This is a genomic window from Paraburkholderia sp. BL27I4N3, assembly GCF_003386115.1.
Classification (GTDB): domain Bacteria; phylum Pseudomonadota; class Gammaproteobacteria; order Burkholderiales; family Burkholderiaceae; genus Paraburkholderia.
The window spans coordinates 4,473,303-4,487,438 of the sequence record NZ_QREJ01000001.1 but is presented as its reverse complement, the minus strand read 5'-3'; the positions used below and the strand labels follow the sequence as shown (position 1 = coordinate 4,487,438).

Genomic DNA, 14,136 nt, shown 5'->3' with positions numbered 1-14,136 from the left:
ATGGCCGAACGGCCGATCCGGTTTAGGACGTTTGAGTCGTTACGTGCGTTTCGTGCTCGGCTCCGATGAACCTCACCCCGCCTCGACCACGAACCCGTGCTGCCGCAAAAGCTGCAGGACGCCCTTGCGGCCGCCAAGATGCAACGCGCCGATCGCCACGAATACCGGCTTGTTCGGGGCGGCGATCAACAGCATCTTCGAGACGAAGCGGCGGTTGCGGTCATAGACGATCTTGTTGTCGATCGAATCGGAGATGCGTTTGTCGCGGGCCAGCTTTTCGGATTTCGCGGCCTGCCAGGCGGCGATCGCATCCGCATCGCCCACACGCCACAGCCGATGCAAGGTCCGCACGTCCGCGACATTTTCCGCCGGTGTCTGCACCAGATCCTGCGCCAGCATCTCGCGCTGCTGCGCGAGCGTCAGCCCTGTGAACGCGCGCATCTGCTGCGATAAAGTCTCCAGACCGACAATCTTGCCGCGCGTGCGCAGATACACGTTCTGCAGTTGCGCTTCCGACCCGTACTCGGTCTGTAGGCCGGCACTCAACGAATCGTAGGTTTCGACCAGCAACGAAGCGAGCCACGGCCGCATCTTCTTGATGGCATCGAGTGCCGCCGGGTTGCCGTGCAGCCGGAGGGCGAGCTTGCGCCACAAAGGATCAGGCAGCAGTCCCGGCAGACAGTCGCGTTTGCAGACGCCGTACTTAGAGACGTCGTCTTGCGAAACCAGCAGTTCGTCGGGTGAGAGTTCGAGCGCCAGCGTCGGCGAGGCGGCTAGCGCGCCGAGGATCGGGGCACGGAAAGGCTGATCGGCAGGGTAGTCGGCGGGATCGCCGACATGCAGTGTGCCCAGCACGTAAATGGTGGTCGTGCCGCGTGTCGCGACATAGAACGGCATGCGCGCCGGTTGCGCCCGCACCGGGCCGCTCGCCGTGGTGCCTGGCAAGGCAGGCGGCGAAGCGGGCGGCGGATTGGAGCCCGGCACACGGGCGCGCGGCGGAGCCGGCATGTTAGGCACCGGCAGCGCCGGGCGCCCGGCCTGCGCGGGCGCATTGGCAGCCGCGCCGGCGGCATGCGCGACGCCGAACGAGTCCATGCCCAGATGAAATACAGAACAAACGACAAAGAGCGCGGCACCCGCCAGTGCACGCGCCCTCCAGCGCCGCGTTGAAGCGGCGTTCAAGCCGCCGTCACGCAAGCGGCGCGCAAGACGACGCGCCGCCAACCCATCAGGCATCCACGTCCCCCACCTCCTCGGCGCGGTGACACGACACCTGGCGGCCATCCACTTCACGCAGCTTCGGTTCTTCGCTGCGGCAGCGGTCGATCACGTACGGGCAGCGCTGATGAAACGTGCAACCCGACGGCGGATTCAGCGGCGACGGCATTTCGCCTTGCAGCTTGATCTTGATCGTGCGATCCGCCTCGAAGATCGAGGGCGTGGCCGACATCAGCGCGCGCGTGTACGGATGACGCGGGTTCGAGAAGATCCGCTTCTTGTCGCCGAGTTCCGCCACGCCGCCGAAGTACATCACCATCACATCGTCGGCGATATGCTCCACCACCGAAAGATTGTGCGAGATGAACACGTAGCTGGTCTTGAACTGTTCCTGCAAATCCATGAACAGATTCAGAATCTGGGCCTGGATCGACACGTCGAGCGCCGAGACCGGTTCGTCGGCAACCACGATCTGCGGGTCGAGAATCATCGCGCGCGCAATCGCCACACGTTGCCGCTGACCGCCGGAGAACATATGCGGATAGCGCTTCGCATGTTCCGGACGCAGGCCGACGGTGCGCATCATCTGCGCGATCCGTTCGGCGCGCTCGGTCGCGCTCAGTTGCGTGTTGATTGCGAGCGGTTCGCCGAGCGTCTGCTCGACGGTCTTGCGCGGATTGAGCGAGGCAAACGGGTTCTGGAACACCATCTGCACGCGCCGGCGCAGCGCCGCGATCTTCGCGTGATCGGCGCCGGCCACGTCTTCACCGTCGATCAGCAGACGGCCCGCGGAGGGCGCTTCGATCATGGTCAATTGACGCGCGAGCGTCGATTTGCCGCAGCCGGATTCGCCGACCACCGCCAAAGTCTTGCCGCGTTCGAGCGCGAACGAGACGCCGTTGAGCGCCTTCACCATGCCCGACGCGAACATGCCGCGCTTGACCGTGTAGTAGCGCGCCAGTTGCTCCGCGACCAGCACGTGGTCGCCCGCATGGTCGGACTGGCGCCGCGTTTCCAGTACTGCGTTCATCGTGCGCCTCCATGGGTGTGAACGTTGGCGTCGCCGCTCAGGTTCAAAGGTTTGATGCAGCGCACGCGCGCCACTTCAGCGTGACCTTGCATCGGCGCAAGCGCGGGCCGCGCTTTCAGGCAGTCGTCGACGACATACTTGCAGCGCGGCGCGAACAGACAGCCTTTGGGACGGTCGTCGCGGCCCGGCACCATGCCCGGCAACGCGGCGAGCCGCACGGCGCCGACATTGTGCTCGGGGATCGCCGCCAGCAACGCTTCCGTGTACGGATGATGCGGCGCGGCGAAGATGTCCGGCACTTTGTTCGTCTCGATCACTTCGCCAGCGTACATGACCGCGACGCGTTGCGCGACTTCGGACACCACCGCCAGATCGTGCGAGATCAGCACGAGCGCCATGCCGCGTTCCTTCTGCAGCTTGATCAGCAACTCCATGATCTGCGCCTGAATCGTCACGTCGAGCGCGGTGGTCGGTTCGTCGGCGATCAGCAGCTTCGGGTTGCAGGCAATCGCCATGGCGATCATCACGCGCTGGTTCATGCCGCCCGACATCTGATGCGGAAACGAACCAATGCGCCCTTTCGGGTCGGGAATGCCGACCTGGTCCAGCAGTTCCAGAGCGCGTTTGTCCAGGGCGCTGCCGCGCAAGCCTTCGTGCAGCTTCAATACTTCCTTGATCTGATAGCCGACGGTATAGCTCGGATTCAGACTGGTGAGTGCGTCCTGGAACACCATCGCGATATCTTTGCCGATGATCTTGCGGCGTTCCTTCGCCGATGCCTTCAGCAGATTCTTGCCGTTGAAGGTGATTTCGTCGGCGGTGACTTTGCCCGGCGCGTCGATCAGGCCCATCAGCGCCATCATCGTCACGCTCTTGCCCGAACCCGATTCGCCGACCACGCCGACCACTTCGCCCGGCGCGACATCGAGGTTGATCCGGTCGACAGCGGGCAGGCCGTTGAAATTCACCGCCAGATTGCGGATGGTCAATAAGCTAGACATTTAGGCCATCCTTTTCAGTTTGGGATCAAGTGCGTCGCGCAGCCCGTCGCCGAGCAGATTGATCGCGAGCACCGAGATCAGGATGGACAGACCCGGCATGGTGACGATCCACCAGGCGCTGTCGATGTAATCGCGCGCCGAGGCCAGCATCGCGCCCCACTCCGCCGACGGCGGTTGCACACCGAGGCCGAGAAAACCGAGCGCCGCGGCATCGAGAATCGCCGACGAAAAACCCAACGTAGCCTGCACGATCAGCGGCGCGGTGCAGTTCGGCAGCACTTGCGAGAACATCAAACGCAAGGTGCCGGCACCCGCCACGCGCGAAGCCGTCACGTACTCTTTCTGCAACTCGCCTTGCGCCGACGCGCGCGTCAAACGCACATAACCCGGCAAGGCGACGATCGCGATCGCGAGCATCGTGTTGACGAGACCCGGACCGATGATCGCCACCACCGCTACCGCGAGCAGCAGCGACGGCAGCGCGAGCAGCACGTCCATGATGCGCATGATCGGCGTGTCGGCCCACTTCTCGAAGAACGCCGCGATGAGACCGAGCACGACGCCCGGAATCAGCGCGAGCACCACCGAGACGAAGCCGATCCAGAACGACAGCCGCGCGCCGTACATCAGACGCGAGAGGATGTCGCGGCCCGCTTCGTCGGTGCCGAGAATGAACTTCCAGTTGCCGCCCTCGAGCCATGCGGGCGGAATTTTCACGAAGTCGCGGTATTGCTCGATCGGACTGTGCGGTGCGATCAACGGCGCGAAGATCGCGATGAAGATCAGCACGAGCACGATGACGCCGGCGCTGACAGCGCCCCGGTTACGCGAGAAATTCGCCCAGAATTCACGGGCGGCGATAGCGCGGCCACTGGGCGGCGTGACCGACTGGGGGACTGTATTTTGAATGTCTGCCATTTCGGTTTACCTCGTATGGCGGATGCGCGGATTCAGCACGCCGTACAACAAATCGACGACGAGGTTCACGACGATCACCAGCGTGGCGATCATCAGGATACCGCCCTGCACCACCGGATAGTCGCGCCGGCCGATCGCGTCGATCAGCCACTTGCCGATACCCGGCCATGAAAACAGCGTCTCGGTCAGCACCGCGCCCGCGAGCAGCGTGCCGACCTGCAAGCCGATCACCGTCACCACCGGAATCAGCGCATTGCGCAACGCATGCACGACGATCACGCGCCCCGGCGACAAGCCCTTCGCGCGCGCGGTGCGGATGTAGTCCTCGCGCAGCACTTCGAGCATCGACGAACGCGTCATGCGCGCGACGACTGCCAGCGGAATCGTGCCGAGCACGATGGCCGGCAGAATCAGATGGCTGAGCGCGGATTTGAACGCGCCTTCGTCGGTGGACATCATCGCGTCGATCAGCATGAAGCCGGTCACGTGCGGAATGTCGTATTCAACCGCAATGCGGCCGGACACCGGCGTCCAGCCGAGCTTCACGGAGAACACCATGATGAGGATCAAGCCCCACCAGAAGATCGGCATCGAGTAGCCGGTCAGCGCCGTGCCCATCACGCCGTGATCGACCACCGTGCCGCGCCGCAAGGCCGCGAACACGCCCGCCGGCAAGCCGACGATCAGCGCGAACAGCATCGCGCAGATCGACAGTTCGACGGTAGCGGGAAAGCGTGCGAGGAATTCGCCCATCACGCTGGTGTTGGTGATGATCGAGGTGCCGAGGTCGCCGTGCAACGCGCGCCCAATGTAGTGGACGTACTGCATCGGCAGGGATTCGTCGAGCCCGAGGCGGTGCATCGCCGCGGCGTGCATGGCGGGATCGACGCCGCGCTCGCCCATCATCACTTCGATGGGGTCGCCCGGTATCAGGTGAATCAGCGCGAACGCGAGGATCGTGATGCCGATGAAAGTCGGAATCACCATGCCGATGCGGCGCAAAACAAAGCGGAACATGGTTCGTCCCTATGGTCTTGGTGAAGAAAAAACGCAACCGGCGACGAGGGCTCGTGACCCCGGTCGCCGGACCATTTCGACCAGTTTTCTAACCGTGCGAAAAGCGTACTGCGCAAATTTTACGACTAGCTCGACGAATTACTTGATGCTGACGCCGTCGAAACGCGCATAGCCGAGCGGTTCGATACGCATATCCACGACCTTCTTGCTAACAGGCTGGTACACCGTGGAGTGAGCGATCGGCGAGAACGGCAGTTGCTGCGCGAAGATCTGCTGAGCCTGCATGTAAGCCGTCGTGCGCGCGCCTTGATCGGACGTGACGCGACCCTTCTGGATCAGGTCGTCGAACGGCTTGTAGCACCACTTCGAGAAGTTGTTGCCGTTCACTGCTTCACAGCCGAGCAGCGTGCCGAGCCAGTTGTCCGGATCGCCGTTGTCGCCGGTCCAGCCGATCAGCATCGTGTCGTCCTCACCTGCGTGAGCGCGCTTGATGTACTCGCCCCACTCATAGGTGACGATCTTCGCCTTCACGCCGATCTTGGCCCAGTCGGCCTGGATCATTTCCGCCATCAGGCGGGCGTTCGGGTTGTACGCGCGTTGCACCGGCATCGCCCACAGGGTGATGTCGAAGCCGTTCGGATAGCCGGCCTTGGCCAACAGGGCCTTAGCTTTGTCCGTGTCGTAGGACGCGCTCTTCAGGTTCTTGTCGTACGACCATTGGGTCGGCGGCATCGGATTCGTGGCGGCCTGGCCTGCGCCTTGGTACACGGAGTCGATGATCGCCTTCTTGTTGATCGCCATGTCGAGCGCCTGACGCACTTCGACCTTGTCGACTGGCTTGTGCGTGACGTTGTACGCGAGGTAGCCGAGGTTGAAGCCCGGTTGCGACGGCATCGCGATGTTCGCTTCAGCCTTCAGCGGCGCAATGTCGGCCGGACGGGGATAGCTCATCACCTGGCATTCGTCGCGCTTGATCTTCTGCACGCGCACGCCGGCGTCCGGCGTGATCGAGAAGATCAGCTTCGAGATCTTCACCGTGTTCGGCTTCCAGTAATCCGGATTGCCGTCGAAGCGGATCGTGGCATCTTTCGTGTAGCTCTTGAAAATGAACGGGCCCGTGCCGACCGGGAACTGGTTAATGTCGGCGGCCTTGCCGGCTTTCATCAACTGGTCGCCGTATTCACCCGAGAGAATCGACGCGTATTCCATTGCCAGATTCTGGATGAACGGCGCGTTGACTTCCTTCAGCGTGAACTTGACCGTGTACGGGTCGACCTTTTCGACGCTGGTGATCAGCTTGTCGAGGCCCATGTCCGTGAAGTACGGGAACTGGACCGGGTAAGCCTTATGAAAGGCCGAGTTCGGGTCCAGCATGCGCTGGAACGTGAACACGACGTCGTCCGCATTGAATTCGCGCGTCGGCTTGAAGAACGACGTGGTCTGGAACTTCACGCCATGACGCAGATGGAACGTATACGTCTTGCCGTCCGCGGAGACATCCCACTTTTCGGCGAGGCCCGGTTCGACCTTGGTGCCGCCGCGTTCGAATTCGACGAGACGGTTGTAGACGGTGAATGTGTTAGCCGTGAAATCGGTGCCCGTGGTGTATTGGGCAGGATCGAAACCCGCGGGGCTGCCTTCTGAGCAGTAGACCAGGGTTTTATTCGGGATCTCGGCGCGCGCGACACTCGCGCCCACCAACGATGCCGCTGCAGCTGCGACGAGCGTCGTAACACGCGCGGCGCGCAACAGATTGTTTTGCTTCATGTTTCCTCCAGGTTCGTGGCCGGCTCCCGCCGGCGTAGCGCGATATTACTTGAGCTTGGCTCACAGCACCAAGCGGAGGAAATTCCCTCCGTTGATCGGAGTTACCGCTTTAGCGGTTACTCCGATCCCACGCAGCACGGACAATTGGAAACCATTCGGGCATAAGCGGCAGCCGCACGCCGGCGCTGGCCGGGCATACGGCTCTAGAGGGGCGTCTCAGCAAAAAACGGCCCGCCGTCCTTATTTCAGACCTACGTTCATGAATTGCGTCGGGCCGAACGGGTCGATCTTGAAGCCGGTGACGTCTTTGCTGATCGGCTGATAGACCGTCGAGTGAGCGATCGGCGTGAACGGAACTTGATCCTTGAAAATTTCCTGAGCTTGCGTGTAGTCCTTGGTGCGCTCCGCCAGATCCGTCGTGCCGCGCCCCTTTTTGATCAGATCGTCATACGGTTTGTAGCACCATTTGGAAAAGTTACTGCCGTTCACCGCGTCGCACCCGAGCAGCACGCCGAGCCAGTTATCCGGATCGCCGTAATCGCCAGTCCAGCCGATCAGCATGGCTTCATGCTCGCCGGCATGGCCGCGGCGAATATATTCACCCCACTCGTAAGTGGTGATCTTCACCTTGACGCCGATCTTCGCCCAATCGGATTGCAGCATTTCCGCCATCAGGCGCGCGTTCGGGTTATAAGGCCTTTGAACCGGCATAGCCCAAAGCGTCAAATCGAAGCCGTCCGGATAACCCGCCTGTTTCAAGAGTGCCTTGGCTTTTTCCGTGTCGTATGGTGCATCCTTCAGATTCTTGTCATAGCCCCACTGGGTCGGTGGCATGGGGTTGGTCGCCGCCTGTCCGGCACCCTGATACACCGACTCGATAATCGCTTTCTTATTGATCGACATATCGAGCGCGCGGCGCACCAGCACGTTGTCGAGCGGCTTCTTGGTAGTGTTGTAGGCAATAAAGCCGAGATTGAAACCGACCTGATTGGGGACCACGAGCGACGCGTCGGCTTTGGCTTGCGGAATATCGGCGGGACGCGGATACGACATGACCTGGCATTCGCCGCGCTTCAGTTTCTGCAGACGCACGGCCGGATCGACGGTAATCGCAAATATCAGTTTGCCGACTTTGACGACGCCCGGTTTCCAGTAATCGGGATTGCCGTCGAAGCGAATCGTGTCGTCTTTCGTATAGCTTCGGAAAATAAACGGACCCGTGCCGACCGGATATTGGTTGATATCCGACGCCTTACCCGCTTTCAATAACTGATCGCCGTACTCAGCCGAGATAATCGATGCGAACGGCATGGCGATCTGCTGTAAAAACGGCGCATCGACTTCTTTCAGCGTGAATTTCACGGTGTAAGGATCGACCGCTTCGACCTTCGCGATGTTCTTGGCGAGGCCGAGATCGGTGAAATACGGGAACGGCACCGAGTACGCCTTGCGGAACGGCTGCTCGGGATCGAGCATGCGCTGATAGGTGAAGACGACGTCGTCGGCGTTGAATTCGCGCGTCGGCTTGAAGAACGCCGTGGTCTGGAACTTCACGCCGTGGCGCAAATGAAACGTATAGGTGAGCCCGTCAGGCGATACATCCCATTTTTCGGCGAGGCCCGGTTCGATATCCGTGCTGCCGTGCGCGAACTCGATCAGCCGGTTGTAGACCGTGTACGACGCCGCGCTGAACTCGACGCTGGTGGTGTATTGCGCACTGTCGAAGCCCGCCGGACTGCCCTCGGAGCAGAACACGAGAGTCTTGTCGGGCAGCTTGGCCGCGTCGGCGACGGCGGGCAGCAGCGCGGCGCTCAGAACCGCACAGGCGCTCAGCACTGGAAGGCAGGTTTGGCGAACTGCAAACAGCAACTTGGGTACCGTCATCACGTTCTCCCCACAGCAGCCACGTCAGCTGCGCTTTGATCATAGACAGCACAAAAATCGGGTTCAATGAGGGCTTACGCGCCGCAAGTTTCATTCGCGCCGGCGTGTTTATTGCGGCGCAGCAGCCGCCGCTACGGTCGTGCAAGCACGGAATCCCCGGTTTCGACTTCGTTCGCGTGGCGCTCGGCCGGCACCCCTATGAGGCTCGCGCCGCCCGCCGCCGCGCCATTCGTCGCGCGAAAAAAAACCGCGCGGCCAAACGCGCCGCGCGGTTTCGTCTCCACGACGTGATGCGAGCTTAAACGGCCAGCCGTTCGCAGATCGCTTTAGTCGCCGCCGCACCGTTCAGCGTGTAGAAGTGCAGGCCGGGCACTTTGGCGTCGATCAGACGCCGACACAGGTCCGTCACCACGTCCAGCCCAAACGCGCGAATCGACTCGCGATCGTCGCCGAAACTTTCCAGCCGTCGCGCGATCCAGCGCGGCACTTCAGCGCCGCACATCTCCGAAAAACGCATCAGTTGGGAGAAGTTCGTGATCGGCATGATGCCCGGCACGATCGGCACATCCACGCCGAGCTTCCTTGCGTCGTCGACGAAACGGAAGTACGCGTCCGCGTTGAAGAAGTACTGCGTGATAGCCGAATTGGCGCCGGCCTTCACCTTGCGGGCGAAGTTGTCCAGATCGTGACGCGGCGAGCGCGACTGCGGATGGTATTCCGGATAGCCGGCCACCTCGATCCAGAACCAGTCGCCAAACTCGGCGCGGATAAAGCTCACCAGTTCCGACGCATAGCGCAACTCGCCGACTTCGCCCATGCCGGACGGCAGATCGCCGCGCAGCGCGACGATATGGCGGATGCCATGCGCGCGGTATTCGTTGAGAATGGCACGCAGGCTCTCTTTCGACGAGCCGATGCACGACACGTGCGGCGCCGCTTCGAGCCCTTCCTTCGCCATTTCGACGACGGTATCGAGCGTGCCCTGTTGCGTCGAGCCGCCGGCGCCGAACGTGACGGACACGAACTTGGGCTTGAGCGTGACGAGCTGGGCGCGCGTGGCGCGCAGCTTGTCGACGCCTTCCTGCGTTTTCGGCGGGAAGAATTCGAATGATAGTTCGATCGGGTTCATGATTCAGTGGGTCAACCGAGACTGCGGTTGCCGAAAATAAGCGCGGACAGCAGCCAGGAAACGATGCTGTACAGAATCGAGCCGATGAACGCCGACCAGAACCCCGACACTTCGAAGCCCTTCAGGAGCGACGCGCACAGCCAGAAGCACAGCGCATTGACCACCAGAATGAAGAGTCCGAGCGTGAGAATCGTGACGGGCAGCGTCAGCAGGATCAGAACCGGCCGCAGGATCGTGTTGATCAACCCGAGCACCACCGCGACGATCAATGCGGTGCCGAAACTGCGGATATGAATCGACGGAACGAGGTAGGTGATGATCAGGAGCGCAAGCGCGTTGATCAGCCAGGTCAGCAGCAAGGTCATGTAGAGCTCCTTTGGCAGGATGTCCAATAACGAAAAAAGCGCGCAAAGCGGCAGGCATGGCGGACAAAGCGGCGCATCATGCGCCGCCCTGTCGTCAAGCTGTCATGCGGTCAAACCGCCGCGACGCGCTCAATAGCGGTAGTGGTTCGGCTTGAACGGACCGTTCTTGTCGACGCCGATGTAGCCGGCCTGATCGTCCGACAGCACGGTCAGGTTCGCGCCGATGCGCGCCAGATGCAGGCGTGCGACCTTCTCGTCCAGATGCTTCGGCAACACGTACACCTTGTTCTCGTACTTCTTGCCTTGCGTGAACAGTTCGATCTGCGCAAGCGTCTGGTTCGTGAACGAGTTCGACATCACGAACGACGGGTGGCCCGTCGCGCAACCCAGGTTCACGAGGCGGCCTTCAGCCAGCAGGATCACGCGCTTGCCGTCCGGGAAAATGATGTGGTCGACTTGCGGCTTGATGTTGTCCCACTCGTACTGACGGGTCGACGCCACGTCGATTTCCGAATCGAAGTGACCGATGTTGCAGACGATCGCATTGTGACGCATCGCCTTCATATGGTCGTGGCCGATCACGTGGTAGTTGCCGGTTGCCGTCACGAAGATGTCGGCCTTGTCCGCCGCGTATTCCATCGTCACGACGCGGTAGCCTTCCATTGCCGCTTGCAGCGCGCAAATCGGATCGATTTCGGTGACCCACACGGTCGCGCCCAGACCGCGCAGCGATTGCGCGCAGCCCTTGCCCACGTCGCCGTAACCGGCCACCACGGCGATCTTGCCCGCGATCATCACATCGGTCGCGCGCTTGATGCCGTCGACCAGCGACTCACGGCAGCCATACAAATTGTCGAACTTCGACTTGGTGACCGAGTCGTTGACGTTGATCGCCGGGAACGGCAGACGGCCTTCTTTTTCCATCTGATACAGACGGTGCACGCCGGTCGTGGTCTCTTCCGTCACGCCCTGGATGTGCGCGAGGCGCGTGGAGTACCACGTCGGGTCAGCGTCGAGGTGCGAAGCGATCGACTTGTACAGCGCGACTTCTTCTTCGTTCGTCGGCTTCGAGATCACCGAACGGTCTTTTTCTGCTTTCGAGCCCAGGATCAGCAGCAACGTGGCGTCGCCGCCGTCGTCGAGGATCATGTTGGCGAATTCGCCGTTCGGCCATTCGAAAATGCGGTGCGAGAATTCCCAGTACTCGTCGAGCGACTCGCCCTTGAAGGCGAACACCGGCGTGCCGGCCTTGGCGATTGCCGCGGCGGCGTGATCCTGCGTCGAGAAGATGTTGCACGAGGCCCAGCGCACGTCGGCGCCGAGCGCGGTCAGCGTCTCGATCAGCACACCGGTCTGGATCGTCATGTGCAGCGAACCTGCAATGCGCGCGCCCTTCAGCGGCTGCTGCGCCTTGTACTCTTCGCGCGTTTGCACGAGGCCGGGCATTTCCGTCTCGGCGATGTTGAGTTCTTTGCGGCCCCAGTCGGCAAGCGACATGTCGGCAACAACGAAGTCCTGGGAATTTTTGGAATCGATAACAGCGGCGTTCATCACGCCCTCCTTTCTAAGTAGTGACTAGAAATTTGACGTGAGCGCGGTTCGATGCGGTGGCGAGGAAAGCGCAATGCGCATCCGAGCCCTCCGATTGAAGTCTCCGAGCCTGGCGGGCGGCCGGCGAATAGCTGATTCGCGGTACCCGTCGCAACGCTCCTCGAAGACGAACGGCGATTGTAGCAAAACGAGATGGCTTCGGGGCGTGGATCCGGTTTTCAGGCGACGCGAGTTTCTCGCGCTTCGAGCGAGTGCGCGAGCGCCGTTATGGACGCCTCGCAGACGTCGCGCGGCCTGTCAGGCGGCGGCCCCGGCCGTCAAATTCGCCGCGCGCAATTGCGCGATGCCGGCGCGCGCGGTCTCGAGAAACTGCCTGGAAACGCGGAACGCTTCGGCGACATCGGCGGGATCCGGAATCTGCAATCCGAGCGCGACGCGAAAGTAACGTTCGGCGTGAATGCCCGCGTGGTAATGCATGCGCACGCGCTTCGCGTCGCTCAACCGTGGGTTGCCGAATATATCGCGCAACGCCCACGAAAACGCGCCGTCTTCGCCGCCGATCCGGCGAAACGCATCGTCCATTGGAAAGCCGCCGAGGGCGAGATAAGCCGCCCGGCGAATAAACAGGCCACTCGGCACCGTATTGCTAAGCGTCGCGGCATGCGCGGCGAAGTCAGGGTGAGCCGTGAGGTCGCGCGGAAAATCCGCGTACTCGACGTCGAGCCGCACGGACACTTGCGTGGGATTTTCCGCGAGGAATGCGCTCGCCGCGGCGAGGGCGCCGGGCAGGTATTCGTCGTCGGCATCGAGGAACGCAATCAGGTCGTGCGACGCGTGCATCGCGCCCCAGTTGCGCGCTCGGGCCGGCCCGCCGTTGTACGGCATCGGCAACAGCCCCACGCGCGCGTCGACGCGGCCGCATTGCGCCACGATGTCCGTGGAGGCGTCGGCCGAGCCGTCATCCACCACGATTATCTGCGTGGTCTCAGGCTGGGTCTGGCAACTTTGCAGAGCACGCGCCAGCGTCGCCGCGCCGTTATAGCAGGGAATGATGATCGAAATAGGCGTCATGATGAACCGGGGGTGATGGGCGGGTCGGCGGTTGAAAATCCATTGATGTTATTCCGCTTGCCGCCGGGCGTATCTTGAATTGGCGGCCGCGTCCCCGCAGCGGCGCTCTCTGCAATATAAATATATTGACTTACAATCGTCCGGATCATTCCAATTTGGAATTCTGGAGCTCAAGATCGTGGAACTACGTGCGCTGCGGTATTTCGTCGAAGTGGTGCGTCAGCAGAGTTTCACCGTCGCGGCCGAGCAGATGTTCGTCACGCAGCCGACCATCAGCAAAATGGTCAAGTCGCTGGAAGATGAAATCGGCTCGCCGCTGCTGCTGCGCGACGGGCGCCAGATGGTGCTGACCGATGCCGGCCGGATCGTCTATCAGCGCGGCCAGGACGTGCTGGCGGCGCACGCGCAACTGCAGGCTGAACTGAACGATCTCGACACGCTCGGCCGCGGCCAACTCACCATCGGCATTCCGCCCATGGGCGGCTCGCTCTTCACGCCGGCCATCGCGATGTTTCGCCAGCGCTATCCGAAAATCGAACTCAAGCTGTTCGAACAGGGTTCGCGCGCCATTGAAACTGCGCTGATCAACGGCGAACTGGAATTAGGCGGCGTGCTGCAGCCGGTCGACCCGGAAAATATCGACGTGCTGCCCATGACGCGTCAGTTGCTGTGGCTCGTCGCACGCACGGGCTCGAGCTGGGACGAGCTGCATGAGGTGCCGCTCGCGCAACTGGCCAACGAGCCGTTCGTGTTCTACGGCGAAAGTCTGGCTCTCAACGATGTCGTCCTGAACGCATGCCGCACCGCCGGCTTTGCGCCGACCATTGTCGGACGCAGCGGGCATTGGGATTTTATGGCGGCGCTGGTGCTGGCCGGAGTCGGCATTGCGCTGTTGCCGGCGCCGTACTGCCGGCGTCTCGACCCCGCCCAATTCACCTGCCGACCGGTGGTGGAACCGGAGATTCCATGGGAAATGGCGATCGGCTGGCGTCGCGACGGCTATCTGTCACACGCCGCGCGCGCGTGGCTCGAAGTCGCGCGGGAAGCGCTGCCCGGCCAGGCCGCCGACGATTTCATGCTCGGGCCGGGTATCGGCGTGACCGGTATCACGACACCGTTTACGGCACGTCCCGCCGAGTGAGGCAGTGCCGCCCGGCGCAAACCGGGCGGCATGTCTTACGCGAT

The 14,136-nt window shown here is 62.0% G+C and carries 13 protein-coding genes and 1 riboswitch; of the genes, 2 read left to right on the top strand and 11 right to left on the bottom strand.

Translation table 11 applies throughout. The annotated features are described in order from the left end of the window. Nucleotides 1-72: 72 nt before the first annotated feature. From B0G71_RS20260 to B0G71_RS20230, 7 genes are all read right to left on the bottom strand, one after another. Nucleotides 73-1,236, bottom strand: coding sequence for a TraB/GumN family protein (locus B0G71_RS20260; protein WP_116143756.1), 1,164 nt, complete (start codon nucleotides 1,234-1,236; stop codon nucleotides 73-75). Continuing rightward, nucleotides 1,229-2,248 (bottom strand): peptide ABC transporter ATP-binding protein, encoded by a 1,020-nt coding sequence (locus tag B0G71_RS20255; protein ID WP_116143754.1) that lies wholly within the window; start codon nucleotides 2,246-2,248, stop codon nucleotides 1,229-1,231. The genes B0G71_RS20260 and B0G71_RS20255 overlap by 8 nt, the downstream gene beginning before the upstream one ends. Next, nucleotides 2,245-3,249, bottom strand: a complete 1,005-nt coding sequence (locus B0G71_RS20250; RefSeq protein WP_116143752.1) for an ABC transporter ATP-binding protein — start codon at nucleotides 3,247-3,249, stop codon at nucleotides 2,245-2,247. Before B0G71_RS20250 ends, B0G71_RS20255 begins: the two co-directional genes overlap by 4 nt. After that, a complete protein-coding gene (locus tag B0G71_RS20245; RefSeq protein ID WP_106284839.1) occupies nucleotides 3,250-4,167 on the bottom strand; it encodes an ABC transporter permease subunit in 918 nt (305 codons plus the stop codon). 6 nt (nucleotides 4,168-4,173) lie between these two features. Further along, nucleotides 4,174-5,184 carry an ABC transporter permease subunit gene (locus B0G71_RS20240; RefSeq protein WP_091798153.1) on the bottom strand — a complete coding sequence of 337 codons (1,011 nt, stop codon included), beginning with the start codon at nucleotides 5,182-5,184 and terminating at the stop codon, nucleotides 4,174-4,176. 138 nt (nucleotides 5,185-5,322) lie between these two features. Then, on the bottom strand, nucleotides 5,323-6,951 hold the full coding sequence (locus B0G71_RS20235) for an ABC transporter substrate-binding protein (RefSeq protein ID WP_116143750.1): 1,629 nt from the start codon (nucleotides 6,949-6,951) through the stop codon (nucleotides 5,323-5,325). A gap of 240 nt (nucleotides 6,952-7,191) precedes the next feature. Beyond that, complete coding sequence (locus B0G71_RS20230) at nucleotides 7,192-8,835, bottom strand: ABC transporter substrate-binding protein (protein WP_116143748.1); 1,644 nt, start codon at nucleotides 8,833-8,835, stop codon at nucleotides 7,192-7,194. 35 nt (nucleotides 8,836-8,870) lie between these two features. Between B0G71_RS20230 and B0G71_RS40980 the strand changes: the two genes are divergently transcribed. After that, entirely contained in the window at nucleotides 8,871-9,137 is a 267-nt protein-coding gene (locus tag B0G71_RS40980; RefSeq protein ID WP_147308691.1) for a hypothetical protein, read from the top strand. On the opposite strand, the gene metF is transcribed toward B0G71_RS40980, so the two are convergent. The 4 genes from metF to B0G71_RS20210 all read right to left on the bottom strand — a co-directional run bounded on the left by metF (nucleotide 9,134) and on the right by B0G71_RS20210 (nucleotide 12,951). Further along, nucleotides 9,134-9,964 (bottom strand): methylenetetrahydrofolate reductase [NAD(P)H], encoded by an 831-nt coding sequence (gene metF / locus B0G71_RS20225; RefSeq protein WP_116143746.1) that lies wholly within the window; start codon nucleotides 9,962-9,964, stop codon nucleotides 9,134-9,136. The genes B0G71_RS40980 and metF overlap by 4 nt on opposite strands. Nucleotides 9,965-9,975: 11 nt before the next feature. Beyond that, a complete protein-coding gene (locus B0G71_RS20220; RefSeq protein WP_106284835.1) occupies nucleotides 9,976-10,329 on the bottom strand; it encodes a phage holin family protein in 354 nt (117 codons plus the stop codon). A 129-nt stretch (nucleotides 10,330-10,458) separates the two neighbouring features. After that, complete coding sequence (gene ahcY, locus B0G71_RS20215) at nucleotides 10,459-11,880, bottom strand: adenosylhomocysteinase (protein ID WP_106284834.1); 1,422 nt, start codon at nucleotides 11,878-11,880, stop codon at nucleotides 10,459-10,461. Between the two features lie 32 nt (nucleotides 11,881-11,912). Continuing rightward, nucleotides 11,913-12,048, bottom strand: a riboswitch (S-adenosyl-L-homocysteine riboswitch). A 129-nt stretch (nucleotides 12,049-12,177) separates the two neighbouring features. Then, on the bottom strand, nucleotides 12,178-12,951 hold the full coding sequence (locus tag B0G71_RS20210; protein WP_116143744.1) for a glycosyltransferase family A protein: 774 nt from the start codon (nucleotides 12,949-12,951) through the stop codon (nucleotides 12,178-12,180). A gap of 178 nt (nucleotides 12,952-13,129) precedes the next feature. Here B0G71_RS20210 and B0G71_RS20205 point away from each other — a divergent pair, with 178 nt between their 5' ends. Further along, nucleotides 13,130-14,092 carry a LysR family transcriptional regulator gene (locus B0G71_RS20205; protein ID WP_116143742.1) on the top strand — a complete coding sequence of 321 codons (963 nt, stop codon included), beginning with the start codon at nucleotides 13,130-13,132 and terminating at the stop codon, nucleotides 14,090-14,092. The last annotated feature ends 44 nt before the right edge of the window (nucleotides 14,093-14,136 follow it).

Excerpts from the sequence above, each read along its gene's own strand:
- B0G71_RS20235 (WP_116143750.1), bottom strand. The coding sequence starts at position 6,951 with ATGAAGCAAAACAATCTGTTGCGCGCCGCGCGTGTTACGACGCTCGTC.
- B0G71_RS20255 (WP_116143754.1), bottom strand. The coding sequence starts at position 2,248 with ATGAACGCAGTACTGGAAACGCGGCGCCAGTCCGACCATGCGGGCGAC.
- B0G71_RS20230 (WP_116143748.1), bottom strand. The coding sequence starts at position 8,835 with ATGACGGTACCCAAGTTGCTGTTTGCAGTTCGCCAAACCTGCCTTCCA.
- B0G71_RS20250 (WP_116143752.1), bottom strand. The coding sequence starts at position 3,249 with ATGTCTAGCTTATTGACCATCCGCAATCTGGCGGTGAATTTCAACGGC.
- B0G71_RS20220 (WP_106284835.1), bottom strand. The coding sequence starts at position 10,329 with ATGACCTTGCTGCTGACCTGGCTGATCAACGCGCTTGCGCTCCTGATC.
- ahcY (WP_106284834.1), bottom strand. The coding sequence starts at position 11,880 with ATGAACGCCGCTGTTATCGATTCCAAAAATTCCCAGGACTTCGTTGTT.
- B0G71_RS20245 (WP_106284839.1), bottom strand. The coding sequence starts at position 4,167 with ATGGCAGACATTCAAAATACAGTCCCCCAGTCGGTCACGCCGCCCAGT.
- B0G71_RS20240 (WP_091798153.1), bottom strand. The coding sequence starts at position 5,184 with ATGTTCCGCTTTGTTTTGCGCCGCATCGGCATGGTGATTCCGACTTTC.
- B0G71_RS20210 (WP_116143744.1), bottom strand. The coding sequence starts at position 12,951 with ATGACGCCTATTTCGATCATCATTCCCTGCTATAACGGCGCGGCGACG.
- metF (WP_116143746.1), bottom strand. The coding sequence starts at position 9,964 with ATGAACCCGATCGAACTATCATTCGAATTCTTCCCGCCGAAAACGCAG.
- B0G71_RS20260 (WP_116143756.1), bottom strand. The coding sequence starts at position 1,236 with ATGCCTGATGGGTTGGCGGCGCGTCGTCTTGCGCGCCGCTTGCGTGAC.